Below are 24,259 nucleotides of genomic sequence, written 5' to 3' on the forward strand. Positions count from 1 at the left end.
ACCGCGCGCAACCCGCGCCGTCGTCTATCCACAGGGAGGCCGAGCGTGCACCGATCCTATGACCCGGCCAGCAGGCTCACGCAGTCGCGGGCGATCGCCAGTTCCTCGTTGGTCGGGACGACCAGCACGGCGATCGGGGAGTCGTCGGCGGAGATCTGCCGCACGCCCTTGCCGCCGCTGAGGTTGCGGCGCTGGTCCAACACGATGCCCAGCTCCTCCAGGCCGGCCACCGCGTCGCGGCGCACCGCCGCGTCGTTCTCGCCGATGCCCGCGGTGAAGCTGATGACATCGGTGTGCCCCAGCACGGCCAGGTAGGCGCCGACGTATTTGCGCAACCGGTGGATGAACACGCTGTAGGCCAATTGAGCGGCGCCGTCACCGGATTCGATCATCTCGCGCAGCCGCCGGAAGTCGCGCTCACCGGCCAGGCCCAGCACCCCGGACCGCTGGTTGAGCATGGCCTCGGTCTCGTCGACGCCCATGTTCGCCGTGTGCCACAGGTAGCTGACGACGCTGGGATCGATGTCGCCGCTTCGGGTGCCCATCACCAGCCCCTCCAGCGGCGTCAGGCCCATCGACGTGTCGATCGGGCGGGTGCCGGCGATCGCCGAGGCCGAGCAGCCGTTACCCAGGTGCAGCACAATCTGTTTCAGGCTGCCGCGCGGCCTGTCCAGGAAGGCGGCGGCCCGCTCGCTGACGTAGCGGTGCGAGGTGCCGTGAAACCCGAAGCGGCGGATCTGCCACCGCTCGGCCAGTTCGCGGTCGATGGCGTAGCTGGCCGCCGCCGGTGGCATGTCGTGGAAGAACGCGGTGTCGAACACGGCGATGTGCGGCACGTCGGGCAGCAGCTTGCGGGCTACCTCGATACACTTGAGCGCGGGCGGGTTGTGCAGCGGCGCCAGCTCGGAGAGCTTCTCGAGCGCGGCGATCCGCGCATCGTCGAGCAGGGTGGGACGATGGAACTCGTTGCCGCCGTGCACCACTCGGTGCCCGACGGCCACCAGGCCACAGGCCCGCAGGTCGATGCCGTCGCCGGCCAGTTCGTCGAACGCGCGGCGCAGCGCCGCGTCATGGTCGGGAACCGACGATGGCCCCTCACCGATGCGCTCGATGTGGCCGGTCACGCGCGCCGCGCCGCCGTCGGGGTCGACCAGCTGGTACTTCAGCGACGACGAGCCCGAGTTGATCACCAGCACCGGGCGGCTCGCGCTAGTCATGGACGTCCTGCGCCTGAATCGCGGTAATGGCGACGGTGTTCACGATGTCTTCGACCAGGGCGCCGCGAGACAGATCGTTGACCGGCCTGCGCAATCCTTGCAGCACCGGGCCGATCGCGATCGCCCCGGCGCTGCGCTGCACCGCCTTGTAGGTGTTGTTGCCGGTATTGAGGTCGGGGAAGATCAGGACCGTGGCCCGGCCGGCCACCGGAGAATCGTGCAGCTTGGTCGCCGCGACCGACGGATCGATCGCGGCGTCGTACTGGATGGGACCCTCGACAAGTAACTGCGGTTCCCGGCTGCGCACCAATTCCGTTGCCGCCCTGACCTTGTCGACGTCCGCACCGGTGCCGGAGTCACCGGTCGAGTAGGACAGCATGGCCACCCGAGGCTCGATGCCGAACCGGTCCGCCGTCCGCGCCGAGCTGATCGCGATGTCGGCGAGCTGCTCGGGCGTCGGGTTGGGGATGATGGCGCAGTCGCCGTACACCAGCACGCGGTCGGGCAGGCACATGAAGAAGATGCTGGACACGGTAGAGACGTCGGGCACGGTCTTGATGATCTCGAACGCCGGCCGGACGGTGTGCGCCGTGGTGTGCGCGGCGCCGGACACCATGCCGTCGACCATGCCGTTGTGGACCATCATCGTTCCGAAATACGTGGCGTCGCCCATGATTTCGCGTGCCTGCTCGACCGTGACGCCCTTGGCCTTGCGCAGCTCGGCGTACTGGTCGGCGAACCGGTAGCGCAACTCGCTGCTGCGCGCGTCGATCACCTTTGCCTCGTCCAGGTTTACCCCGAGTTCGGCCGAGCGCAGCCGTATCTGGGCTTCGTCGCCCAGGATGGTCAGGTCCGCGACGCCGCGCTGCAGCAGGCGCCCGGCGGAGCGCAGGATGCGGTCGTCCTCCCCCTCGGGCAGGACGATGTGCTTGCGGTCGGATCGCGCCCGCAGTTGCAGCTGATAGGTGAACATCTGCGGGGTCATCACGGTGGGCACCGAAATCGCAAGCCGGGCAAGCAGATCCGTGATGTCGACGTGGCGGTCCATCAGCGCCAGCGCGGTGTCGATCTTGCGTTGTGAGGTGGCCGTGACCCGGCCGCGGGCCGCCGCCGCCCTGCTGGCCGTGTCGTAGGTGCCCAGCGCCGTCGCGACGATCGGCAGCCGCAGCCGCAGGCCCGCGACCAGGGCCCCGATCGACGGGTGCAGCTCGAAGCCACCGTTGAGGACCAGGCACGACAGCGATGGAAACCCCTCGGCCGCATGGGCGCTGGCGACCGCGAGCACCACGTCGGAGCGATCCCCCGGGGTGATGACGGCCATGCCGTCGCGCAGCCGCTCCAGCACGTGGTCGGCGGTCATCCCGGCCACCAGGATGCCGGTGACCTCCCGCTGGCGCAGCGACGCCTCGCCGCTGACCGGCGAACCCCCCACGGCCCGTTCCAGTTCGGCCACCGTCGGCGCGCACAGCAGCGGCTCCTCGGGCAGCACGTAGCTGCGCGGCGCGAAGCCCCGCAGCGCCTCGGCCACCGCCGCCAGCTCGGACGGCTCGCAGCGGTTGGCCACGACCGCCGCGGTGTGGGCGTGCTGCGCGGTCAGCTCGGCCAGGCACACCTCGACCACGCTGGCGATCTCCGCGGCGGTGCGGCCCCTGCCGCTGACCGTAAGCAGCACCGGCGCGCCCAGGTTGGCCGCGATGCGTGCGTTGACCAAAAGCTCGGCGGGCCTGGCCACGTCGGTGTAGTCGCTGCCGACGATCACCACCACGTCGCAGGCCTGCGCCACCGCGTGATACGAGTCGACGATGGCGGCGATCGCGGCGTCACCGTCGGCGTGCAGCTGCTGGTAGGTCACCCCGACGCATTGCTCGTAGGACAGGCCCGCCGTGGTGTGCTCGAGCAGCAGCTCGAGGATGTAATCGCGATCGGCGCCGGCTACCTGCGGCGACCCGCTGCGCCCGGCTTCGCCGCGCTTGCGATCGCCTGAAACGCGGTCGGATCGCGCGATCGGCCGGAACACGCCGACGCGGGCCACCGTCGCGGTCAGCCGGTGCAGCAGCCCCAGCGCGACCGTCGACTTGCCGGTCTCCGGCTCCGGCGCGGCGATGTATATCGCCGTCGAATGGGCCGCAGTCTCAGCCAAGTCGTCGCAGCCTGGGCGCCAGGTCCTTTTCGAAGAGGTCCAGGAACCGGCGCTGGTCGTGGCCGGGGGCGTGGAACACCAGGTGGTTGAGGCCCCAGTCGACGTAGTCCTTGACCTTGGCGACGGCCTCGTCGGGGTCCGACGCGACGATCCAGCGCTTGGCGACCTGCTCGATCGGCAGCGCGTCGGCCGCCTTCTCCATTTCGATCGGGTCGTCGATGCTGTGCTTCTGCTCGGGGGTCAGCGACAGCGGCGCCCAGAACCGGGTGTTTTCCAGCGCCAGCTCGGGGTCGGGGTCGTAGGAGATCTTGATCTCGATCATCTTGTCGATGTCGTCGACGCTGCGGTCGGCGGCCGCGGCGCCCTCCTTGACGGCGGGGATGAGCTTGTCCTTGTACAGCTCCTCGCCCTTGCCCGAGGTGCAGATGAAGCCGTCGCCGACGCGTCCGGCGTACTTGGCCACCGCCGGGCCGCCCGCGGCGACGTAGATGGGGACGCCGCCGCCGGGCACGTCGTAGATGGAGGCGCCCTTGAGCCGGTAGTACTCGCCGTCGAAGTCGACGCGATCGCCGCGCCACAGCTCGCGCATCAGCCGCACCGATTCGCGCAGCCGGGCGAACCGCTCCTTGAACTCCGGCCAGTCGCCCTCGTATCCGGTGGCGATCTCGTTCAGCGCCTCGCCGGTGCCGACGCCGAGGAAGATGCGGTCCGGGTACAGGCAGGCCATCGTGGCGAACGCCTGCGCGATGACCGCGGGGTTGTAGCGGAAGGTCGGCGTGAGCACCGAGGTGCCCAGCTGGATCCGCTTGGTGCGTTCGCCGACGGCGGTCATCCAGGCCAGCGAGAACGGCGCGTGCCCGCCCTCGTGCCGCCACGGCTGGAAGTGGTCGCTGACGGTCGCGCTGTCCATGCCGTGGCCTTCGGCGGCGACGGCCAGCTCGACGAGCTCGCGCGGTGCGAATTGTTCGGCGGACGCTTTGTATCCGAGTTTTAGTTCAGCCACCCGTTATTTCTACTCCTCACCCGATGGTCGCGACCCGCCGCGCCCGGCTTACGACGCGCTTGCGCTCGCACCGGCTCCTATGCTCCTGGCATGCCGCAGCTAGTCCAGGTCACCGACACCGTCCACCTCGCCCGGGGCCACGCCGTGAACTGGACGCTCGTCGCCGACGACAGCGGCGTCATGCTGATCGACGCCGGCTACCCGGGTGACCGCGAGGACGTGCTGGCGTCGCTGCGCACGCTGGGCTATGACGCCGCCGACGTGCGCGCGATCCTGCTGACGCACGCCCACGTCGACCACCTGGGCTCGGCGATCTGGTTCGCCCGCGAGCACGGCACCCCGGTGTACTGCCACGCCGACGAGGTGCGTCACGCCAAGCGGGAGCACCTCGAGCAGGTCTCGACGGTCGATGTGGCCCTACGCGTTTGGCGGCCACGCTGGGCGGTGTGGACCGCCCACGTGGTCCGCAGCGGCGGCCTGATCCGCGACGGCATCCCGTCGGCCCAGCCGCTGACCGTCGAAGTGGCCGCCGGGCTGCCGGGCCGGCCGACGGCGGTCTTCTCCCCGGGCCACACCAGCGGGCATTGCTCGTACGTCGTCGACGGCGTGCTGGTCAGCGGCGACGCCTTGATCACCGGCCACCCGCTGCTGCGCCACCGGGGGCCGCAGCTGCTGCCGGCGGTGTTCAGCCGCAGCCAGCAGGAGTCGCTGCGCACCCTGAATGCGCTCGCGCTGCTGGACACCGACGTGCTGTTGCCCGGTCACGGCGACGTGTGGCGCGGGCCGATCCGCGAGGCGACGCAGGCGGCGCTAAAGAAAGCCGGCGGGTAGTCACACCCGTCATCGCGCATGCGCCGCGGACTCGCTGAGCCCCAGGTGATCCCGCAGCGTCTCTCCGGTGTACTCGGTGCGGAAGGCGCCGCGCTCCTGCAGCAGCGGCACCACCCGGTCGACGAACTCGTCCAGGCCGCGCGGCGTCAGGTGCGGCACCAGGATGAACCCGTCGCAGGCGTCGGCCTGGATGTAGCGGTCGATCTCGTCGGCGATCCGCCCCGGCGTCCCGACGAATTGCTGGCGGCTGGTCACGGCGATGACCAGCTCGCGGATCGACAGGTTCTCGGCCGAGGCGCGCTCGCGGTAGCGGCGGGCCACCGCCACCGGGTCGCCGTGCCGCACCCGCCCCTGGGTGATGGTGCTGTCGACGACGGGATCGAAGTCGGGCAGCGGCCCGTCCGGGTCGTACCCGGAGAGCTCGCGACCCCACACCTGCTCGAGCATCGCGATCGCTGTGGCGCCGCTGACCTGCTGGTAGCGGATGTGCCGCGCCCTGTCGTGCGCCTCGGCGTCGGTGTCACCGATGACGAACGTCGCGGCCGGAAAGACCTTGAGCCGATCGGGATCCCGGCCGTACGACGCGGCGCGGCCCTTGACGTCGGCGTAGTAGCGCTGGCCGTCCTCCAGCGACGAGTGCAGGGTGAACAGCGCGTCGGCGTTGCGCGCGCCGAACGCGCGCCCGTCGTTGGAATCGCCGGCCTGCAACAGCACCGGATGGCCCTGGGGGCCCGCGGGCAGCGTCGCGAACCCCCGCACGTCGAACTGGGGGCCGGAGTGCGAGACGCTTCGGATCCGGTCCGGGTCGACGTAGACCCCGGCGTCGGCCTCGGCCAGCACGGCCCCGGCCTCCCAGCTGTCCCAGAATTGGCGCGCCACGGCGAGGAACTCCTCGGCGCGCGCGTACCGGTCGGCGTGGTCGAGGAATCCGCCGCGGCGGAAGTTGGCGCCGGTGAACGCGTCCGACGAGGTCACCATGTTCCAGCCGGCGCGGCCGCCGGACAGGTGGTCGAGGCTCGCGAATTGCCTTGCGACTTCGAAGGGTTCGTTGAAGGTGGTGTTGATGGTCCCCGTCAGCCCGATCCGGTCGGTGACGCCGGCGAGCGCGGCCAGCACGGTGAAGGTGTCTGGGCGCCCGACGACGTCGAGGTCGTAGATGCGGCCGCGGTGTTCGCGCAGCCGCAGCCCCTCGGCCAGAAAGAAGAAGTCGAACAGCCCGCGTTCGGCGGTGCGGGCCAAATGCTCGAACGACGCGAACTCGATCTGGCTGCCCGCGTCGGGATCGGTCCACACGGTGGTGTTGTTGACGCCCGGGAAGTGGGCGGCCAAATGAATGGGCTTGCGCTGCTTGCCCTCCCGCACGCCGCTCATCCGGTGAGCCCCCATCGCTTGGCGAGCAGCTCGTGCGAGCGGAGCCGGTCGGCTTGGCTGTGGGTGACGGAGGTGATGACGAGCTCGTCGGCGTTGGTAACGCGCTGCAGCGCCTCCAGCCGCTCGGCCACCTCGTCGGGGTCACCGACGAATTGTGTTGCCACCCGGTCGATCACGACGGCCAGCTGCTTTTCGGTCAGGGGCTCGCACGCGTCGGGATCGGGATAGGGGACGGCGCCGCCGCCGGCCCGGATCGAGTACACCCAGTGGCCGTAGCTCGACGCCAGGTGCTTGGCCGTGGCCGAGTCGTCGGCGACCACGACGTCGGCCGACACCACGACATAGGGCCGCGCCAGCGCGGCCGACGGGACGAAGGCGTCGCGGTAGGCGTCGATGGCATCCAGCGCGGTGGCCGGCGTGATGTGATAGCTGGCCACGAACGGCAGCCCCAGCGCGCCGGCCACCTTGGCGCTCTTTCCCTTGCTGCTGCCGAAGATCCACGGCGTCAGGGCGGCTCCCTCGCCGGGGACCGCATGCACGTCGAACCCGTCGACCTGATAGGTCCCGGCCAGCATCGCCATGATGTCGCCGAGCTGCTCGGCGAAGTCGGGCGCGACGGCCTCGGGCTGTTGCAGAATCGCCATGGTCGCCTGCACGCGGCCGCTGCCGAGCAACGCGCGCAGGTCGAACGGCGGCGGGACCACGACGCCGTCGACCTCGCGCCATTCCCGCGGCGGGTCGGGGCGCGGGGGTTTGGGCGGCCGAGGCGTTTTCGGCGTGGTGATCCGCCGCTGCGCCGAGCGTCCCAAACCCAGGTCGATGCGGCCGGGATAGAACGCGTCGAGCATCCCGAAGCTCTCGACCACCGCGGCGGCCGTGGTGTGGCTCAGCTGCACGGCCGCCGATCCCACGCGAATCGTGTTGGTGGCGGCGGCGATTTGGCCGATCAGCACCGCGGGCGCCGCGCTGGCCACGGCAACGAAGTGATGCTCGGCGATCCAGAACCGGCGATAGCCCCACCGCTCGGCGTGCTGGGCGAGCTCGATCGTGTTGCGCAGCGCCGTCGCGGCGTCGCCGCCCGCGCTGATCGGCGACAGATCCAGGACCGACACCGGCACCCGGGTCATCGGTTCACCGCCGCATACCGGTTGGGCGCCACCGGCAGCCCGAGCCGGGCCCGCAGGGTCTCGCCCTGCCGGTAGCCGGTGCGGAAGCGTCCGGCCCGCTGCAGCAGCGGCACCACCTCGTCGACGATCACCGGCAGGTCGGTGGCGTTGACGGCGGGGCGCAGCCGGGCGCCGTCGATGCCCAGCCGCTGCCAAGCTAGAAGCATGTCCACCAATTGGGTCGCGGCGCCGGAAAAGACGAGCGCATCGGAGCGGAAGTCCGCCCCGCCCGTGAACGAAACAACCACGTCGGCAAGGACTTTCAAATGAGCGCCACCCGCCGCGCGAACGTCGGCCAGGACGCTTCGCACCGAGGAGTCGTCGGTGGGCGTGACGAAGACGACGTCGGCGCCGGCGGCGGCGAACTCGTAGGCGGGGCCGACGTGCGCCAGCGCGGCCACCACCGGCTGGCCCTGGGGCGGCCGCGGCGTGATCGACGGCCCCTTGACCGAGAAGTACTTCCCGGCGAAGTCGACGTAGTGCAGCTTGTCGACGTCGACGTAACGCCCGGTGGTCACGTCGCGGATGATCGCGTCGTCCTCCCAGCTGTCCCACAACCGGCGCACCACGTCGACGTACTCGGCGGCCTCGTCGAACAGCGGAATCTGCGACACGTCCCGGCGCCCGAACAGGGCGGCCTCGTGCGCGGTGGCGCTCACCCGCGGTTGCCAACCCGCGCGGCCGTGCGACACATAGTCAAGCGTCGCAATGGATTTGGAGATGTGAAACGGCTCGGTGTGGGTGACGGTGGCCACCGGGATCAGCCCGATGTGCCGCGTTGCGGGCGCGATGCGGGCCGCGACCAGCACCGCGTCGGCGCGACCGGTCAGCCGGTCCGGGTGGATGCGCGGGCTTCGCCCGACCTGCGGCGTCAGGCTGTCGTCGATCGTGAGGAAGTCGAGCAGCCCGCGCTCGGCGGTCGCGGCCAGCTCCACCCAGTAGCGGCCGCCGAGAACCGACGGGGTGGTGGGATCCGCGGCGAGGGTCGGCCGCCAGGCCTGGGGGTTCCAGCCGTATCCGTCCAGCGCGACGCCGAGCTGAAACTGCCCGGTCATGCCAGCCACTTCTCGAAGGCGATGGGACGAAAGGGTCCCCAGTCGGGCAGCGGCTGGGCGGGCGCGATGCGGACGTAGCCGGTCGCGTCGTAGAGCGCCTCGGCCTCGGGCTGGCGATTGCCGGTGATCAGGTACAGCCGCCGGTAGCCGCGGGCGGCGGCCTCGGCCTCCAGCGCGGCCAGCAGCGCCCGGGCGTAACCGCGGCGCCGGTGCGCGCTGTCGGTCCAGATCCGCTTGAGCTCGGCGGTGTGGTCGTCGAAGCGCCGGAACGCGCCGCCGGTGACCGGCACGCCGTCGCGCACGCCGATCAGCAGTCCGCCGTCCGGCGCGGCCAATTCGTCGGCCGGGACCGGCAACCAGGACAGGTGGGTGTCCGGGGTGCCGCCGTAGCGCTGCGCGTACTCGACGGCCAGCTCTTCCAGCAGCGGCCGTGCCACAGGGTCGTCGTGCGTGGCCGACACGAATTCGAGGCCGGTTTCGGTCATCACCTAACCTTTAACGCTCGTCGCCCGGAACCATTCCGGGCGCCTCGACCCGCACGGCGGTGACGTATCCGGGGGTGACCGCGAGGTCGTCGGGGCCGCCGCGCCACAGCTCCGACAGCCCGACGTCGGCGAACAACTCGACGACGTTGCGGTCGACCGCTTCCCAGCCGTGGGCGCCCAGATACGCGGGGACGTGGCCGTACTCGCCCGGATGGGTCAGGCTGCCCAGGTCGACGTCGAGGCCTTTTCGTCGCCAGCTTTCGACGAATGCCTCGCGCGCCTGCTGCCGTGCCGGTGTCCAGATGGCCATGTGGTCGGCGGCGAAGCGGCTGCCGGCCGCACTGGCCTCGGTGATGTCGCGCAGCAACCGATTCTGGGCGTCGGCGGGCAGGTATCCGACGAGCAGCTGCTCGGCCACCCATGCCGTGGGCCGGGTTTCGTCGAAACCGGCCCGCTGCAGCGCCGCCAGCCACTCCTGGCGCAGGTCGGCGCCGATCTCGCGACGGTTCACGGCCGGCTGCACCTGAAGGCCCGCCAGCACTTCGGCCTTGAAATCGAGCACCTCCGGCCGGTCTATCTCGTACACCGTCGTCCCGCGCGGCCACCACAGCCGGTAGGCGCGGGTGTCGAGGCCCGATCCCAGGATCACCACCTGCCGCAGCCCGGAGTTACCGGCGGCGGCGAGGAACTCGTCGAGGAACCGGCCGAACACCGCCTGCATGTGGAGGAGCCCGGTGGTGATCGGGTGCTCGCCGTCGTCGGCGGCGTATCGCTGGTCGCCGATCACCTGGATGAAGTAGGGGATCCCGGCGGCGCGAACCAGCGGCTCGGCGAACGGGTCGGCCATGATCCCTTTGTCGGTGGCCACCGCCCGCGCCACCGCGTCGAACGTCGTGGCCAAGCCGTCGCCGGTGGCCGGATCCCAGACCGCCCGCGCCATCGCCGCTCAGACGCCGGAGCGCCGCCGCGCGGCCAGCCCGACGGCCGCCCGCCAACCGAGCAGCAGCGCCGCGGTGACCGACGCCGCCACCACCACGAAACTCGCCGCCACGCCCGCCGAGGTGGCCTTGCGCAGCACCATGCCGAGGGCCACGGTGCACAGCCAGACGATGACGCCGGTGGGTGCCACCCGGGTGGGCCGCCTCCAGGCCCGCGACACCAGCCATCCGACGAGCGTTCCGGCGAGAAACGGCCACGCGGTCGTCGCGACGCCGGTGACGCTGAGCCCCTCGGCGTGGCTGCGGCGTCCCAGCGCGCAGAACAGCAAAACAGCGAGGACATCTGCGAATAGCGAGCCCAGCCATCCCAGCCGTTGCATGAAGCGAGACTACCGGCCCTGATCGCGGCCCGTTGATGGCAGGCTGAAGCCTATGAGCACGCAAGCACCGCCCGCCTTCGACCGCGACGATCCCCTGGGATTGGACGCCTCCCTGTCCGACGACGAGCTCGCGGTGCGCGACACGGTCCGCAAGTTCTGCGCCGATCACGTCCTGCCCCACATCGCGCAGTGGTTCGAGATCGGCGACCTGCCCGCGCGCGAACTGGCCAAGCAGTTCGGCCAGCTCGGCCTGCTCGGAATGCACCTGCACGGCTACGGATGTGGCGGCGCCTCCGCCGTGCACTACGGCCTGGCGTGCACCGAGCTGGAGGCCGCCGACTCCGGGGTGCGGTCGATGGTCTCGGTGCAGGGGTCGCTGGCGATGTTCGCGATCTGGAACTTCGGGTCCGAGGAGCAAAAGCAGCAGTGGCTGCCCGGCATGGCCGCCGGCGAGCTGCTGGGCTGCTTCGGGCTGACCGAGCCCGACGTCGGCTCGGACCCGGCCGCGATGAAAACGCGCGCGCGCCGCGACGGTTCGGACTGGGTGCTCAACGGGCGCAAGCTGTGGATCACCAACGGGTCGGTCGCCGACGTGGCGATCGTGTGGGCCGGCACCGACGAGGGTGTGCGCGGTTTCATCGTGCCCACCAAGACGCCGGGCTTCACCGCCAACACCATCCACCACAAGCTGTCGCTGCGGGCGTCGATCACCAGCGAGCTGGTGCTCGACGACGTGCGGCTGCCCGCCGACGCGATGCTGCCCGAGGCGACGGGGTTGCGGGGCCCGCTGTCGTGTCTGTCGGAGGCGCGCTACGGGATCATCTGGGGGTCGATGGGGGCGGCGCGGTCGGCGTGGCAGGCCGCGCTGGACTACGCCACCCAGCGCACCCAGTTCGGCCGCCCGATCGCCGGGTTCCAGCTGACGCAGGCCAAGCTCGTCGACATGGCGGTCGAACTGCACAAGGGGCAGCTGCTGGCGCTGCACCTCGGCCGCCTCAAGGACACCGTCGGGCTGCGCCCCGAGCAGGTCAGCTTCGGCAAGCTCAACAACACCCGCGAGGCGCTCGAAATCTGCCGCACGGCGCGAACGATATTGGGCGGCAACGGGATATCGCTGGAATACCCCGTGATCCGGCACATGGTGAACCTGGAATCGGTGCTGACCTACGAGGGCACCCCCGAGATGCACCAGCTCGTCCTGGGCCAGGCGTTCACCGGCAGCGACGCCCTCCGCTGATGGGTGGCCTGACCTATACCCCCGAGCATCACCAGTTCCGGCAACTGGTACGGGATTTCGTGCGGCGGACCGTGGTGCCCGCGCACGAGGACTGGGAGCGGCGCGGCCAGTGGGACCGCTCGCTGTTTTTGGAGGCGGGAAAGCTTGGCCTGCTGGGCATTTCGGTGCCGGAGCACCTCGGCGGGCCGGGGGTCGACGACTTTCGCTACAACGCGATCGTCATCGACGAGTTGCAGCGGGCGGGCGCGGCGGCCGAGGCCATCGCTTTCACGCTGCAAAACGACGTGGTGCTGCCCTATCTCACCGACCTGACGACGCCCGAGCAGCAGCGGCGATGGCTGCCCGGGGTGGTGACCGGCGAGACGGTGCTGGGGATCGCGATGACCGAACCGGGCACCGGTAGCGACCTGGCCGGGATTCGCACCACCGCGGTGCGGGACGGCGACCACTACGTGGTCAACGGCGCCAAGACGTTCATCTCCAACGGGCAATGCGGGGACCTGTTCGTGATCGCGGTGCGCACCTCGCCCGATCGGCACAAGGGCCTGTCGCTGCTGGTGGCCGACGCGAACACGCCTGGTTTTCATCGCGGCCGCAACCTGGAGAAGATCGGCCTGCACGCCCAGGACACCAGCGAGCTCACCTTCACCGACATGCGGGTCCCGGTGGACAACCTGCTCGAGCAGGAGGGCATGGGGTTCTATCAGCTGGTCCGCAACCTGCCGCAGGAGCGGCTCGCGCTGGGGGTGGGCGCGGTGGCCGCCGCCGAAGGCATCTTCGCCGAAACGCTCGAATACGCCAAGCAGCGCAAGGCGTTCGGCGCTCCGATCGCAAGCTTCCAGCACAGCCAGTTCGTGCTGGCCGAGCTGGCGACGGAGCTCGACATCGCCCGCAGCTATCTCGACGACTGCCTGGCCGAGCACCTCACCGGTTCGCTGACCGCCGCGCGCGCCGCGAAGCTGAAATGGTGGACCACCGATCTGCAGGTGCGCACCGCCGACCGCTGCATGCAGCTGCACGGCGGCTACGGATACATGCGGGAGTACAGCGTGGCCCGCGCGTTCGTCGACGCCCGGATCCAGACGATCTACGGCGGGACCAACGAGATCATGAAGACCATCATCGCCAAGGACTTGGGCCTCTAGAGGGATACCGATATCGCCGGTTACGGCTGCTTGCGGTCGGGCATCGACTCGTTGCTCGCGCGGCCGGGGCGGTAGCCTCGAAGGCTATGGTCCGGATCGCTGTGTTTGCCGCGGCCGTCGCGCTGTCGCTGGGTCAGTTCCCGGCGATGCCGGCGGCAGCCGCCGACCCCACCGTGACGTTGCCGCCGATGACGACGGGCGGCGGCGGGCCGATCATCGGTGGCGGCAACAACGCCGGAATCGCGGCGCAGCTGACCGGCTTCGGCAAGCCCGACGTCCAGGAGGTCGACGGGTCGGACGCCGCGCAATTCATCACCGCCGCCGCGGCGGTGAGCAACCCCCAGCTCGCCGCGCCCTTCGGGCTGCTCAAGCGGGCGCTGGCCTGCCAGACCAACAACGCGGGGTTCGGGGCGCGCGCCTACCGGCGCAACGACGGGAAATGGGGTGGCGCCATGCTCGTCGCCGCCAAGAGCGCAACCCCGAACGTCGACGCCCTGGCCGGCTGCGCCAGAACCAACTGGCGCAGGCCCACGGCCGGGTCCGACACGGCGATGTGCAACAGCGGCTGGACCACGCCGAACTCCTTCTCGAGTCGCCAGGGCGCCGAAGCCTATTACATCCTGCTCGCCGGCACGGCCGACGACTTCTGCGCCACCCTCAACGGCAAGTACAAGACCAACGCCGGCACCTGGCCGTTCTAGCCGATGGCACGGATGATCCCCCGCGCCACAACAGATTTGGGTGCCGCCTACCGATCCGAGAAACTTGCACGAACGCCCGGCAAAACTTTCGGGAATCCGACGCAAACGCTGCGACGGCCGGCCTCTGAAAAATCGCTTGTTGCAGAACGTGGACCGGGCGGTCCCGGCGGGGCGGCGGACCCGGCGGCGGAGGCGGCCATCGACCCAGCCGTAGGCCGCAGGCCTGCGAGACACGTTGGATCTCAACAGGTTTCGCTGATCTTCGCAGGATGACCAGCTCGGCCCGCCGAAGACAGCGCGACATGATGGCCCGCACCGGCACAAACCGACCCGGCCGCGATCGCGCGCGGACGAAATCGGCTCAACGACAAGCGCCTTCGGTATCCGCGGGTGTCGGCACCAGATGATCGCTCGTTGGTGGGTACCCGTGACCGCGTGACCTTACGTCTAAGCGCAGTCGTACGGTGTACGTAGGCTGCGGAACAGTGTCTACCGGGAGGGGTAACTATGTCGCGCCATCGCGTCGTCATCATCGGGAGCGGATTCGGCGGACTCACCGCGGCCAAGGCGCTCAAACGGGCGGACGTCGACGTCACCCTGATCTCGCGAACGACGACCCACCTGTTCCAGCCGCTGCTGTACCAGGTGGCCACCGGCATCCTGTCGGAGGGTGACATCGCCCCGACCACCCGGCTGGTCCTGCGCGGGCAGCGCAACGTGCGGGTGTTGCTGGGCGAGGTCGTCGGGGTCGACCTGACGGCGCGGACCGTCACGTCGAAGCTGGTCGACGTGGAGACGGTGACGCCTTACGACAGCGTGATCGTGGCCGCCGGCTCGCAGCAGTCCTACTTCGGCAACGACGAATTCGCCACCTTCGCCCCCGGGATGAAGACCATCGACGACGCCCTCGAGCTGCGCGGCCGCATCCTCGGAGCCTTCGAGGTGGCCGAGGTGGCCACCGACCCCGCCGAACGGGAACGCCGCCTGACGTTCGTGGTGGTGGGGGCCGGGCCGACCGGCGTGGAGGTGGCCGGGCAGATCGTCGAGCTCGCCGAGCGCACCCTGGCCGGCGCGTTTCGCACGATCAAGCCCAGCGAATGCCGGGTGATCCTGCTCGACGCCGCGCCCGCGGTGCTGCCGCCGATGGGCCCCAAGCTCGGCATGAAGGCGCAACGGCGGCTGGAAAAGATGGGCGTCGAAATTCAGCTCAACGCGATGGTCAGCGCCGTGGACTACAAGGGCATCACCGTCAAGGACAAGGACGGCACCGAGCGGCGCATCGAAAGCGCGTGCAAGGTGTGGGCCGCCGGCGTGCAGGCCAGCCCCCTGGGCAAGATGATCGCCGAGCAGTCCGACGGCACCCAAACCGACCGCGCCGGAAGGGTGGTCGTCGAGCCCGACCTCACCGTCAAGGGACACCCGAACGTGTTCATCATCGGCGACCTGATGTCGGTGCCCGGCGTGCCCGGCATGGCGCAGGGCGCGATCCAGGGCGCGCACTACGCCGCCAAGGCGATCAAGCACGAACTCAAGGGGCAGTCCGACCCCGCAAACCGCAAGCCGTTCAAGTACTTCGACAAGGGCAGCATGGCGACGGTGTCGCGGTTCAGCGCCGTCGCGCAGGTCGGCAAGCTGGAGTTCGGCGGGTTCCTCGCGTGGTTGGCGTGGCTGGTGCTGCACCTGTACTACCTGATCGGCCACCGCAACCGCATCGCCGCCCTGTTCGCCTGGGGCATCTCCTTCCTCGGTCGCACCCGCGGGCAGATGGCCATCACCAGCCAGATGATCTACGCCAGGCTCGCCATGAACATGGTCAAGGAGCAAGCCGGTCAAGGGGCGCTGGCGGCCAGCGAACACGCCGAGCGGGCCGAGCGGCAAGCCGGCTAACTCAGGGCCTGGTCGATATCGGCGATCAGGTCGTCGGTGCTTTCCAGGCCGACGGAGATGCGAACCACGTTGTCGCCCAACCCGATCGCGGCGCGACCCTCCGGGCCCATAGCGCGGTGCGTCGTGGTCGCCGGGTGGGTGATGAGCGATTTGGCGTCGCCGAGATTGTTCGAGATGTCGATCAGCCGCAGCCTGTCCAGCACCTCGAAGGCCCGCTGCTTGGCGGCATCACGCGGGCCCTTTAGCGCGAAGGTGATCACCGTCCCGCCGCCGGACATCTGGCGCTTGGCCAGGTCGTGCTGCGGGTGCGACGCCAAATACGGGTAGCGCACCCAGCTCACCGCCGGGTGCGTCTCCAAGAATTCGGCGATCCGGTGGGCCGACGCGTTGCAGTGCTCGACCCGCACCGCCATCGTCTCAAGGCCTTTCAGCAACACCCACGCGTTGAACGCGCTCATCGCCGGGCCGGTGTGGCGCATCAGCTTTTGCACCGGGCCGTCGATGTACTCCTTGTCCCCGAGGATGGCGCCGCCCAACACCCGGCCCTGACCGTCGATGTGCTTGGTCCCCGAATACACCACCACGTCGACGCCCAGCGGAAAGCCCCGCTGCAGCAGCGGGGTGGCAAAGACGTTGTCCAACACCACCTTTGCGCCGGCCGCGTGGGCCAGCTCGGTCACCGCCGCGATGTCGACCAGCGACTGCATCGGATTGGACGGGGTCTCGAAGAACACCGCCGCCGTGGGCACCGACAGCGCCTCTTCCCACTGCGATAGGTCGTCGCCGTCGACGAAGACGGTCTGCACCCCCCAGCGGGGCAGGATCTCGTTGCACACCACGAAACACGACCCGAACAGGCTGCGCGCCGCGACCAGCCGGTCGCCGGCGGCCAGCAGCGCGCCCAGCGAGGTGAACACCGCGGCCATGCCGCTCGCGGTGGCGAACGCCGCCGGCGCCCCCTCGATCAGCCGCAGCCGCTCTTCGAACATCGCCACGGTCGGGTTGCCATACCGCGAGTAGACGAAGCGGTCCAGCTCGCCGGTGAACGCTTGCTCCGCCACGGCCGCCGACTCGTAGACGTAGCCGGACGTCAAAAACATCGCCTCGGCGGTCTCGTCGAAACCGGATCGCAGCAGTCCGCCGCGCACGCCGATCGTGGCCTGGCTGACGCCGTCGGGCAGCTCCTTGGGCGCGCGGACCGAGGGGCCTTCAGTCATTGCTGCTTCATCCCTGCTTCCACGGCAATCCCACCGCGCGCCAACCGGTTTCGCCGCGATGGCCCTTGGCGTCGAGGTGACCTTCGAAACCGTCGAGCACGTTGTACGCCGGGGTGATGCCCACCTCCGTCGCCACCTCGGCCGCCCCGATCGAGCGGTTGCCCGAGCGACACAGAAACACCACCGGCCGCTCCTCGTCGGCCGGCGCGGGCGGGACCCGCTCCTTCAGCTCCTCGACGAAGTTCTCGTTGCGCCTGCCGTCGGTCGTATTCCACTCGATGTAGACCACCTCGCGCCCCAGGCTCGACAGGTCGGGCACTCCGACGAACCGCCATTCGGCGTCGGTGCGCACGTCGACCAGCACGGCGCGGGGGTTCTCGCTCAGTAGCTTCCACGCCTCGAGAGGCGTGATGTCTCCTGCGTAGCTCACCCGCCCGAGTCTCGCATATTCAGGGCCGCCGCCACCTGCCGGGCGCGGTCGCGGGCGGTCCGCACATCGGGCGCCGTGGCCAGCGCGACGCCCAGCTTGTGCGGCGACGCCGCGCCCGGCCCGAACACGCGCAGATCGCTTTCGGGGACCCCCAGCGCCGCGGTCAGCGCGGCCGCGGTGGGTGCCGCCGCGCCGGGTCCGGGCTCGATCCCGTGCGCGGCGCCGGGCGACATCATCATCGTGTCCAGCGGCAACCCGAGAACGGCGCGGGCCTGCAGCTCGAACGCCGAAAGCCGCTGGCTGCGCAGTGTCACCCAGGCGCTGGGGTGCGGGCGGGCGGTGACGTCGGCGAAGTACACCTCGTCGCCCTTGATCATCAGCTCGACGCTGAACACGCCGCGCCCGCCGAGCGCCTTGACGATCCGCGCGGCGATCGACTTGGCCGCGTCCACCGCCGCGGCGCTGATCTGCTGGGGCTGCCACGATTCCAGCACCACGCCGTCGGCGTCGCGATGACCGATCGGCGAGCAGAACTCGGTCAGCGGGCCCTGCGGGCCTTCGCTGCGCACCACGATCAGGGTGACGTCAAATTCGACCTCGACCACGGTTTCGGCCATCGCGCGCTGCGGGGCGCCCGGCCGGTCCCCGACCGCGCGCTGCCAGGCCGGCTCGACGTCGTCGGGCCCGGCGACCACGGAGTGCCCCCGCCCGGACACCGGCTTCACCAGCAGCGGGAACCCCGCGTGCGCGGCCACCGCCCGCAGTTCACCGACGGAGCCGACGAACCAGAACGGCGCGGTGGGCAGCCCCAACTCGTCGGCGGCGAGCCGCCGCAGGGCCTCCCGGTCGGACGTGAGCCGGACGGCGCGCGCGTTGGGCACCAGCTCGGGGTGCGCCCGGCCCGCCAGAGCGTCGAGGGCGTCCGCGGCGACCGCGTCGGTCGCGGTGACCACGTAGTCCGGCCGCAGCCGCTCGATGGCGGCCGTCAGCTCGGCGGCGTCGGTCAACGGGATGGTCAGCGACTCGTCGGCCACGGTGTGGGCGGGCGCGCGGGGGTGCTCGCGGTCGTCTCCCCCGGCGATCACCCGCGCGCCGAGGTGGCGCAGGGCGACCGCCAGCTCCCGGCTCAGCTCACCGGACCCCAGCAGCAGCACCCGAGTCCGGGCGGCGGGCTCGGCGGCCCGCTCGGGCACGGCGAGCGCCGTCGTCTGGTCGTCCTGTCCGTCGGTCGGGCCGTCCGTCACCGCTTCAGGATAGGGCCGCCGCGCGTGGGGGCGGCGCGCCTTCTCAGGGCTGGCCGGGCAGCAGCCGCACCATCAGGCCGTTGGCTTCGGCCAACAGGGCGTCATCGGCGTCGACCAATTCCGCCGACACGAACGCCTTGCGGCCCTCGGCGCTGCTGACCCGACCCCGCACCAGCAGCGGCGTGTCGATCGGCGTGACCCTGCGGTAGTCGACGTGCAGGAAGGCCGTGCGGCTGATCGGCCGGCCGGCGGCGTGGCTGATCATCCCGAACATGTGGTCGAACAGCAGCGGCAGCACGCCGCCGTGCACGGCGTGGTTGCCGCCGACGTGGAACCGGCTGAAGTGGCCGGTCATCTCCACGCCGTCGGGCGCGTAGCGGGTCAAAGTCCACGGCGGCAGCAGCAGGCTGCCCATGCCGGGCAGGTCCGGAGTGCGCCCGGCCGGCGCCTTGCCCTCCTCGGCCTCATACGGGCTCAGCAGCTCGACCAGCGCGGCGGCGCGGTCAAAAGCCTCGTCCCATAGGTCGTCGTCGGGGTCGGCCGACACCGCGAGGTCCTGCAGGCGGCGCATGGCGGCGACGAACCGGCCGAACCCCGGGCCGGGGCTGGCCGGCGCGTATTCGGGAAAGCCGCCGTGATGTTCGTAGTCGGGATCGAGTTGTCGTGGATCGAAATCCGTCACGGGCGGGCCGCCAGGATGTCGCGGCGCACGATGGTCTGATCGCGCCCGGGACCGACGCCGATGCACGAAATATGCGCTCCGGCAAGCTCTTCCAGCCGCAGCACGTAGTCGCGCGCCTTGGCGGGCAGGTCGTCGAACTCGCGCGCCGCCGAGATGTCCTCCCACCAGCCCGGCAGCTCCTCGTAGATCGGCTCGGCGCGGGCGAGGTCGCTTTGGGTCATCGGCATGTCATAGGTGGGCGCCCCGTCGATGCGGTAGCCCACGCATACCGGCACCGTCTCCAGGCTGGACAGCACGTCGAGCTTGGTCAGGAAGTAGTCGGTGATGCCGTTGACCCGGCTGGCGTAGCGCGCGACGACGGCGTCGAACCAGCCGCAGCGGCGCCGCCGCCCCGTCGTGACTCCGAATTCACCGCCGGTCTTGGACAGGTACTCGCCCTTTTCGTCGAACAGCTCGGTGGGGAACGGGCCCGAGCCCACCCGGGTGGTGTAGGCCTTGAGGATGCCCAGCACCGTGGTGATCCGGGTCGGGCCGATCCCCGACCCGACGGCCGCGCCGCCCGCCGTCGGATTCGACGACGTCACATAGGGATACGTGCCGTGGTCGACGTCGAGCAGGGTGCCCTGCGAGCCCTCCAGCAACACCGTTTCGCCGTCCTCGAGCGCGCTGTTGAGCAGCCGGCGGGTGTCGGCGATGCGGTGGGAGAACCCCTTCGCCTGTTGCAGCAGCGCCTCGACCACCTGGTAGGGGTCCAGCGCCTTGCGGTTGTAGACCTTGACCAGGATCTGGTTCTTGAGCTCCAGCGCGGCCTCGATCTTGTGGGTCAGCTGTTCGGGGTCGAGCACGTCGGCGACCCGGATCCCCATGCGGGCGATCTTGTCCTGGTAGCACGGCCCGATGCCGCGGCCCGTCGTGCCGATCTTCTTGCTGCCCATGTAGCGCTCGGTCACCTTGTCGATGGCCACGTGGTAGGGCATCAGCAGGTGGGCGTCGGCCGAGATCAGCAGCTTGGAGGTGTCCACGCCGCGGTCCTCGAGGCCTTTGAGCTCGTCCAGCAGAACCCCGGGATCCACCACCACGCCGTTGCCGATCACGTTGGTGACGCCGGGCGTGAGCACCCCGGACGGGATCAGGTGCAGCGCGAAATGCTCGCCGCTGGGCAGGACGACGGTGTGCCCCGCGTTGTTGCCGCCCTGGTAGCGCACCACCCACTGCACGCGCCCGCCGAGCAGGTCAGTCGCCTTACCTTTGCCCTCGTCGCCCCACTGGGCGCCGATGAGGACGATTGCCGGCATGACTTTGCTCCCACCTGATCGCGCCTGCTTATTGTGGTCCAGCCGGTGACCCAGACTATCCCAGGAGGTATCGCGGAACGCATGAATGGCGTGGCCGTGGTGCTGTTCGGCGATCGTCGGGTGCCGGGACCCCTGGCCGGCCTGCCGACCCACCGCGTTGCCGGCGCCGACGACATCGACGCCGCGATCGGGCCGCACGGGCGCCTGGCGGTCGTCGGCGGCGACGCCGACCTGGCCGCCGTGCTGACCCGGTTGCTGCGCGCCGAGCGGCTCGACATCGAGGTGGCGTACGTGCCGCCGCGCCGCACCCGCGCCACCCGGATCTACCGGCTGCCGGCCGGGCGGCGGGCCGCGCGGCGCGCCCGGCGGGGTTCGGCGCGTCGGGTGACGCTGATCCGCGACGAGACCGGGTCGGCGGTCGTGGGCCGGGCCCGCTGGCTGCCGGCCGAGGGCCGGCTGCTGCGCGGCGAGGCGGTGGTCGACGACACCCCGCTGTTCGACGGCGAGGTCGAACAGGTGTGGGTGGAGCCGACGCTGGCGATGCCGGGGCTGCGGGCGGCGGTTCGGCGCCGGGCCTGGCCGCGATGGGTCGCCGGCCGCGCCGCCCAACTCGGCAGCACCGGCGTCACCGTCGAACGCGACGGGGTCGCGGCGCCGCGGGCGGCGCGGCGCTCGACGTTCTACCGCAACGTCGAGGGCTGGCCGCTGGTCCGGTAGCGTCGAGCGGTGAACTTCGCCGCGCGGCAACACGAATCGGTCCGACCCAGCCCGATCTTTTTGGCCCTGGTCGGGCTGACCGCGGTCGGCGGCGTGCTGGCCTGGCTGGCGGGATCCAGCGTGCGGCCGCTGTCGTATGCCGGGGTGTTCATCTTCGTGATCGCGGGCTGGTTGGTCTCGCTGTGCCTGCACGAGTTCGGGCATGCGGTGACGGCGTGGCGCTTCGGCGACCACGACGTCGCGGTGCGCGGCTACCTGACGCTGGATCCGCGCCGCTACAGCCACCCGGGGCTGTCGTTGCTGCTGCCGATGGTGGTCATCTTGCTCGGCGGGATCGGGCTGCCGGGCGCCGCGGTGTACGTGCGGACCTGGTTCATGACCCCGGCCCGGCGCAGCCTGGTCAGCCTGGCGGGCCCGGCGGCCAACCTGGTGCTGGCGGTGCTGCTGCTGGCGCTGTCCCGGACGCTGTACGACCCGGCACACGCGGTGCTGTGGGCGGGTGTCGCGTTCTTGGGGTTCCTCCAGTTGACCGCGCTGTTGCTGAACCTGCTGCCGATTCCGGGCCTGGACGGCTACGACGCCCTGGAACCGCACCTGAGCCCGCAGACGCAACGCGCGGTGGCCCCGGTCAAGCAGTACGGCTTTTTCATCCTGCTGTTCTTGCTGCTGGCGCCGGTGATCAACCAGTGGTTCTTTTCGCTGGTGCTGTGGCTGTTCGACTTCTCCGGCGTTCCGCACTGGCTGGCCGGCGCCGGCAGCTCGCTGACCCGCTTCTGGAGCGCCTGGTTCTAGCCCTTGCAATATATGCGCTATCACGCATATATTCCCGGGCTATGGGCGCCGGCCACCACCACACCCCCGCCGAGGGCGGCTCGTCACCGATGATTTCCCGCATGATCGCCGCCGCGGCGATCCTGGCGGCGTTCTTCGTCGTGGAGCTGACCACCTCGTTGCTGATCAACTCGATCGCGCTGCTGGCCGACGCCGGGCACATGCTGACCGACGTCGTCGCCGTGTTCATGGGACTGACCGCCGTCATCCTGGCCCAGCGCGGCAGCTCGTCGCCGGCGCGGACCTACGGATGGCATCGGGCGGAGGTGTTCACCGCGGTCGCCAACGCGGGCCTGCTGGTCGGGGTCGCCCTGTTCATCCTGTGGGAGGCGATGCGGCGGCTCAAGGAGACCCCGACGATCCCCGGCGTGCCGATGATCGTGGTCGCGCTGGCCGGCCTGCTCGCCAACCTGGTGGTGGCGCTGCTGCTGCGCTCGCATTCGCAGGGCAGCCTGGCGGTCAAGGGCGCCTACATGGAGGTCGTGGCCGACAGCGTCGGCAGCCTGGGCGTGTTGATCGCCGGGATCGTCACCGTCACGACGCGCTGGCCCTACGCCGACGTGGTGGTCGCCGTGCTCGTCGCCCTGTGGGTGCTGCCCCGCGCGGTGTCGCTGGCCCGCGCGGCGCTGCGGATCCTCTCCGAGGCGTCGCCGGCCCACATCGACGTCGAGGAGCTGCGCGGCGCGCTGGGCGCCGTGGACGGCGTGACCGAGGTCCACGACCTGCACGTGTGGACGCTGTCGCCGGGCAAGGACATGTGCACCGCGCACCTGACCAGCGACGGCGACTCGGCCCGCGTGCTGCGGGACGCCCGCGCGGTGCTGTCGGCGCGCGGCCTGGACCACGCCACCGTCCAGATCGAGTCGCCGGGTCCGCAGGACGGCTGCACCGAGACCTTCTAGAGCCCGAGCGCCTCGCGGGCCGCGGGGTCGCAGTCGTCGAGCAAGTCCAGGCAGCGCTGAAACTCGTCGGTCTCGCCGATGGCGTCGGCGGCCCGGGCCAGCGCCGCCACGCAGCGCAAAAACCCCCGGTTCGGCTCGTGGGCGTACGGCACCGGGCCGAACCCCTTCCAGCCGTTGCGCCGCAGCTGGTCCAGGCCGCGGTGGTAGCCGGTGCGGGCATACGCGTAGGCGGTGACGGCCTTGTCTTCGCCCAGCGCCTCCTCGGCCAGCGCCGCCCACGCCACCGAGGCCGACGGGTGCGCGGCGGCCACGATGCCGGGGTTTTCGCCGGCGAGCAGTTCCGCCTCGGCGTCACCGTTGCCCGGCAGCAGGATCGGATCGGGTCCGAGGAGATCTCCCATCGACGTCATGGCGTCTATTGTGCCGCCCGCGGGTGCCGGGTCGCTAAGCTCGGTGCATGCCTAATGCACCCGGGCCTGCGTTCGATCCACAGGAATCCCGCGGCGAGCCGGGCGACGAGCGGGCCGCCGAGGCCGGCCAAGAGGTTCCGATGGTGCCCAACGACGCCGAGACCGAGACCGTGGTGATCAAACAGGACCCCGGCGCCGCGCCGGACGCGCCGGAGGGTCAGCAGCGCGAACGTCGTTTCACCGCACCCGGTTTCGACGCCAAGGAGACGGCGATCATCGCCACCCCCCAGGAGCCCGCGACCGAGGTCTTCGCGTCACCGCAGGGCGGGGAGGGAGAGACGACACAGCCCGGTGTTCCTCCCAAAGCCGCTGTGCCGCAGTCGATCCCGCCGCGCCTGGGCGCAAAGCTGCGGACGTCGCGGCAGTTCAACTGGGGCTGGGTGCTGGCGATCGTGGCGGTGGTGCTGGCGCTGGCGGCGATCGCGATCCTGGGGACCGTCCTGCTGACCCGTGGCAAACACCCGAAAGCCTCCGAGGAAGACCAGGTTCGGCACACGATCTCTCAGTACGACGCCGCCATCCAGCGCGGCGACCTGACGGCGCTGCGCACCATGACCTGCGGAACCGCGCGCGACGGGTACGTGGACTACGACGAGCGCGCGTGGCAGGAGACCTACCAGCGGGTGTCGGCGGCCAAGCAGTACCCGGTGATCGCCAGCATCGACCAGGTCGTGGTCAACGGCCAGCACGCCGAGGCCAACGTCACGACCTTCATGGCCTACGACCCGTCGCTGCGCTCGACCCGCAGCCTGGACCTGCAGTACCGCGACGACCGGTGGAAGATCTGCCAGTCCCCCAGCGGCTAGGGTCGGGCGGCGTCAGCCGAGCGACTTTCCGGCGCAGTGCAGGTCGTTGCAGGCCTCGACGACGCGCTCGGCGATCGACGTGCGGTTGATGGCCGGGGAAGGCGTAGGA

Annotated in this window: 24 protein-coding genes; 9 read left to right on the forward strand and 15 right to left on the reverse strand. The window is 70.5% G+C overall.

Annotated elements, in window-relative coordinates:
* Positions 1-56: 56 nt before the first annotated feature.
* From AWC19_RS14730 to fgd, 3 genes are read right to left on the reverse strand one after another with little or no spacing between them, the layout of a single operon-like run.
* Complete coding sequence (locus AWC19_RS14730) at positions 57-1,217, reverse strand: acetate kinase (protein ID WP_085078801.1); 1,161 nt, start codon at positions 1,215-1,217, stop codon at positions 57-59.
* On the reverse strand, positions 1,210-3,357 hold the full coding sequence (gene pta, locus AWC19_RS14735; RefSeq protein ID WP_085078802.1) for a phosphate acetyltransferase: 2,148 nt from the start codon (positions 3,355-3,357) through the stop codon (positions 1,210-1,212). Before pta ends, AWC19_RS14730 begins: the two co-directional genes overlap by 8 nt.
* Entirely contained in the window at positions 3,350-4,360 is a 1,011-nt protein-coding gene (gene fgd / locus AWC19_RS14740) for a glucose-6-phosphate dehydrogenase (coenzyme-F420) (protein ID WP_085078803.1), read from the reverse strand. The genes pta and fgd overlap by 8 nt, the downstream gene beginning before the upstream one ends.
* Before the next feature lie 90 nt (positions 4,361-4,450).
* Between fgd and AWC19_RS14745 the strand changes: the two genes are divergently transcribed.
* Positions 4,451-5,191, forward strand: coding sequence for an MBL fold metallo-hydrolase (locus AWC19_RS14745; protein WP_085078804.1), 741 nt, complete (start codon positions 4,451-4,453; stop codon positions 5,189-5,191).
* Between the two features lie 9 nt (positions 5,192-5,200).
* Here AWC19_RS14745 and AWC19_RS14750 read toward each other — a convergent pair whose 3' ends face one another.
* The 6 genes from AWC19_RS14750 to AWC19_RS14775 are packed head-to-tail and all read right to left on the reverse strand — an operon-like array spanning position 5,201 to position 10,586.
* Positions 5,201-6,577, reverse strand: a complete 1,377-nt coding sequence (locus AWC19_RS14750; protein ID WP_085078805.1) for an NtaA/DmoA family FMN-dependent monooxygenase — start codon at positions 6,575-6,577, stop codon at positions 5,201-5,203.
* Entirely contained in the window at positions 6,559-7,689 is a 1,131-nt protein-coding gene (locus AWC19_RS14755) for an LLM class flavin-dependent oxidoreductase (protein ID WP_085078806.1), read from the reverse strand. The genes AWC19_RS14750 and AWC19_RS14755 overlap by 19 nt, the downstream gene beginning before the upstream one ends.
* Positions 7,686-8,783 carry an LLM class flavin-dependent oxidoreductase gene (locus tag AWC19_RS14760; RefSeq protein WP_085078807.1) on the reverse strand — a complete coding sequence of 366 codons (1,098 nt, stop codon included), beginning with the start codon at positions 8,781-8,783 and terminating at the stop codon, positions 7,686-7,688. Before AWC19_RS14760 ends, AWC19_RS14755 begins: the two co-directional genes overlap by 4 nt.
* Positions 8,780-9,268, reverse strand: coding sequence for a GNAT family N-acetyltransferase (locus AWC19_RS14765; RefSeq protein ID WP_085078808.1), 489 nt, complete (start codon positions 9,266-9,268; stop codon positions 8,780-8,782). The genes AWC19_RS14760 and AWC19_RS14765 overlap by 4 nt, the downstream gene beginning before the upstream one ends.
* A gap of 10 nt (positions 9,269-9,278) precedes the next feature.
* Positions 9,279-10,208, reverse strand: coding sequence for an SAM-dependent methyltransferase (locus tag AWC19_RS14770; RefSeq protein WP_085078809.1), 930 nt, complete (start codon positions 10,206-10,208; stop codon positions 9,279-9,281).
* A gap of 6 nt (positions 10,209-10,214) precedes the next feature.
* Positions 10,215-10,586, reverse strand: coding sequence for a DUF3054 domain-containing protein (locus AWC19_RS14775; protein WP_085078810.1), 372 nt, complete (start codon positions 10,584-10,586; stop codon positions 10,215-10,217).
* A 52-nt stretch (positions 10,587-10,638) separates the two neighbouring features.
* Between AWC19_RS14775 and AWC19_RS14780 the strand changes: the two genes are divergently transcribed.
* The 4 genes from AWC19_RS14780 (at position 10,639) to AWC19_RS14795 (ending at position 15,556) form a co-directional block, all read left to right on the forward strand.
* Complete coding sequence (locus AWC19_RS14780) at positions 10,639-11,823, forward strand: acyl-CoA dehydrogenase (RefSeq protein ID WP_085078811.1); 1,185 nt, start codon at positions 10,639-10,641, stop codon at positions 11,821-11,823.
* Entirely contained in the window at positions 11,823-12,968 is a 1,146-nt protein-coding gene (locus AWC19_RS14785) for an acyl-CoA dehydrogenase family protein (protein WP_085078812.1), read from the forward strand. The genes AWC19_RS14780 and AWC19_RS14785 overlap by 1 nt, the downstream gene beginning before the upstream one ends.
* Before the next feature lie 86 nt (positions 12,969-13,054).
* Positions 13,055-13,669 carry a hypothetical protein gene (locus tag AWC19_RS14790; RefSeq protein WP_142281193.1) on the forward strand — a complete coding sequence of 205 codons (615 nt, stop codon included), beginning with the start codon at positions 13,055-13,057 and terminating at the stop codon, positions 13,667-13,669.
* A gap of 507 nt (positions 13,670-14,176) precedes the next feature.
* The gene (locus AWC19_RS14795; RefSeq protein WP_085078813.1) at positions 14,177-15,556 is read left to right on the forward strand and encodes an NAD(P)/FAD-dependent oxidoreductase; all 1,380 of its coding nucleotides are present in this window, start codon (positions 14,177-14,179) and stop codon (positions 15,554-15,556) included.
* Here AWC19_RS14795 and AWC19_RS14800 read toward each other — a convergent pair.
* Genes AWC19_RS14800 through AWC19_RS14820 form a run of 5 tightly spaced genes read right to left on the reverse strand, consistent with a single transcriptional unit; the run spans position 15,553 to position 20,424 of the window.
* Entirely contained in the window at positions 15,553-16,773 is a 1,221-nt protein-coding gene (locus AWC19_RS14800; RefSeq protein ID WP_085078814.1) for an O-succinylhomoserine sulfhydrylase, read from the reverse strand. The two genes, AWC19_RS14795 and AWC19_RS14800, sit on opposite strands and share 4 nt — an antisense overlap.
* A 7-nt stretch (positions 16,774-16,780) precedes the next feature.
* A complete protein-coding gene (locus AWC19_RS14805; RefSeq protein ID WP_085078815.1) occupies positions 16,781-17,203 on the reverse strand; it encodes a rhodanese-like domain-containing protein in 423 nt (140 codons plus the stop codon).
* Positions 17,200-18,447, reverse strand: coding sequence for a formate-dependent phosphoribosylglycinamide formyltransferase (gene purT / locus AWC19_RS14810; RefSeq protein ID WP_085078816.1), 1,248 nt, complete (start codon positions 18,445-18,447; stop codon positions 17,200-17,202). Before purT ends, AWC19_RS14805 begins: the two co-directional genes overlap by 4 nt.
* A gap of 43 nt (positions 18,448-18,490) precedes the next feature.
* Entirely contained in the window at positions 18,491-19,129 is a 639-nt protein-coding gene (locus AWC19_RS14815) for a PaaI family thioesterase (RefSeq protein WP_085078817.1), read from the reverse strand.
* Positions 19,126-20,424 carry an adenylosuccinate synthase gene (locus AWC19_RS14820; RefSeq protein ID WP_085078818.1) on the reverse strand — a complete coding sequence of 433 codons (1,299 nt, stop codon included), beginning with the start codon at positions 20,422-20,424 and terminating at the stop codon, positions 19,126-19,128. The genes AWC19_RS14815 and AWC19_RS14820 overlap by 4 nt, the downstream gene beginning before the upstream one ends.
* An 81-nt stretch (positions 20,425-20,505) precedes the next feature.
* Here AWC19_RS14820 and AWC19_RS14825 point away from each other — a divergent pair, with 81 nt between their 5' ends.
* Genes AWC19_RS14825 through AWC19_RS14835 form a run of 3 tightly spaced genes read left to right on the forward strand, consistent with a single transcriptional unit; the run spans position 20,506 to position 22,874 of the window.
* Positions 20,506-21,141: a peptidase M50 gene (locus AWC19_RS14825; protein ID WP_085078819.1), complete on the forward strand. Its 636-nt coding sequence runs from the start codon at positions 20,506-20,508 to the stop codon at positions 21,139-21,141.
* 9 nt (positions 21,142-21,150) lie between these two features.
* Positions 21,151-21,933 (forward strand): site-2 protease family protein, encoded by a 783-nt coding sequence (locus AWC19_RS14830; protein ID WP_085078820.1) that lies wholly within the window; start codon positions 21,151-21,153, stop codon positions 21,931-21,933.
* Between the two features lie 41 nt (positions 21,934-21,974).
* Positions 21,975-22,874: a cation diffusion facilitator family transporter gene (locus AWC19_RS14835; protein ID WP_085078821.1), complete on the forward strand. Its 900-nt coding sequence runs from the start codon at positions 21,975-21,977 to the stop codon at positions 22,872-22,874.
* Here AWC19_RS14835 and AWC19_RS14840 read toward each other — a convergent pair.
* Complete coding sequence (locus tag AWC19_RS14840; RefSeq protein WP_085078822.1) at positions 22,871-23,284, reverse strand: DUF3151 domain-containing protein; 414 nt, start codon at positions 23,282-23,284, stop codon at positions 22,871-22,873. The genes AWC19_RS14835 and AWC19_RS14840 overlap by 4 nt on opposite strands.
* Before the next feature lie 47 nt (positions 23,285-23,331).
* On the opposite strand from AWC19_RS14840, the gene AWC19_RS14845 reads away from it, so the two are divergent.
* The gene (locus tag AWC19_RS14845) at positions 23,332-24,150 is read left to right on the forward strand and encodes an Rv0361 family membrane protein (RefSeq protein WP_085078823.1); all 819 of its coding nucleotides are present in this window, start codon (positions 23,332-23,334) and stop codon (positions 24,148-24,150) included.
* Positions 24,151-24,259 lie beyond the last annotated feature (109 nt).

Source organism: Mycobacterium palustre, from assembly GCF_002101785.1.
Classification (GTDB): domain Bacteria; phylum Actinomycetota; class Actinomycetes; order Mycobacteriales; family Mycobacteriaceae; genus Mycobacterium; species Mycobacterium palustre.

What these genes read in the sequence shown, in the direction of transcription:
- AWC19_RS14730 (WP_085078801.1), bottom strand. Translation starts at nt 1,217, where the DNA reads ATGACTAGCGCGAGCCGCCCGGTGCTGGTGATCAACTCGGGCTCGTCG.
- AWC19_RS14745 (WP_085078804.1), top strand. Translation starts at nt 4,451, where the DNA reads ATGCCGCAGCTAGTCCAGGTCACCGACACCGTCCACCTCGCCCGGGGC.
- AWC19_RS14750 (WP_085078805.1), bottom strand. Translation starts at nt 6,577, where the DNA reads ATGGGGGCTCACCGGATGAGCGGCGTGCGGGAGGGCAAGCAGCGCAAG.
- AWC19_RS14755 (WP_085078806.1), bottom strand. Translation starts at nt 7,689, where the DNA reads ATGACCCGGGTGCCGGTGTCGGTCCTGGATCTGTCGCCGATCAGCGCG.
- AWC19_RS14760 (WP_085078807.1), bottom strand. Translation starts at nt 8,783, where the DNA reads ATGACCGGGCAGTTTCAGCTCGGCGTCGCGCTGGACGGATACGGCTGG.
- AWC19_RS14765 (WP_085078808.1), bottom strand. Translation starts at nt 9,268, where the DNA reads ATGACCGAAACCGGCCTCGAATTCGTGTCGGCCACGCACGACGACCCT.
- AWC19_RS14770 (WP_085078809.1), bottom strand. Translation starts at nt 10,208, where the DNA reads ATGGCGCGGGCGGTCTGGGATCCGGCCACCGGCGACGGCTTGGCCACG.
- AWC19_RS14775 (WP_085078810.1), bottom strand. Translation starts at nt 10,586, where the DNA reads ATGCAACGGCTGGGATGGCTGGGCTCGCTATTCGCAGATGTCCTCGCT.
- AWC19_RS14780 (WP_085078811.1), top strand. Translation starts at nt 10,639, where the DNA reads ATGAGCACGCAAGCACCGCCCGCCTTCGACCGCGACGATCCCCTGGGA.
- AWC19_RS14785 (WP_085078812.1), top strand. Translation starts at nt 11,823, where the DNA reads ATGGGTGGCCTGACCTATACCCCCGAGCATCACCAGTTCCGGCAACTG.
- AWC19_RS14790 (WP_142281193.1), top strand. Translation starts at nt 13,055, where the DNA reads ATGGTCCGGATCGCTGTGTTTGCCGCGGCCGTCGCGCTGTCGCTGGGT.
- AWC19_RS14795 (WP_085078813.1), top strand. Translation starts at nt 14,177, where the DNA reads ATGTCGCGCCATCGCGTCGTCATCATCGGGAGCGGATTCGGCGGACTC.
- AWC19_RS14800 (WP_085078814.1), bottom strand. Translation starts at nt 16,773, where the DNA reads ATGACTGAAGGCCCCTCGGTCCGCGCGCCCAAGGAGCTGCCCGACGGC.
- AWC19_RS14820 (WP_085078818.1), bottom strand. Translation starts at nt 20,424, where the DNA reads ATGCCGGCAATCGTCCTCATCGGCGCCCAGTGGGGCGACGAGGGCAAA.
- AWC19_RS14825 (WP_085078819.1), top strand. Translation starts at nt 20,506, where the DNA reads ATGAATGGCGTGGCCGTGGTGCTGTTCGGCGATCGTCGGGTGCCGGGA.
- AWC19_RS14835 (WP_085078821.1), top strand. Translation starts at nt 21,975, where the DNA reads ATGGGCGCCGGCCACCACCACACCCCCGCCGAGGGCGGCTCGTCACCG.
- AWC19_RS14840 (WP_085078822.1), bottom strand. Translation starts at nt 23,284, where the DNA reads ATGACGTCGATGGGAGATCTCCTCGGACCCGATCCGATCCTGCTGCCG.
- AWC19_RS14845 (WP_085078823.1), top strand. Translation starts at nt 23,332, where the DNA reads ATGCCTAATGCACCCGGGCCTGCGTTCGATCCACAGGAATCCCGCGGC.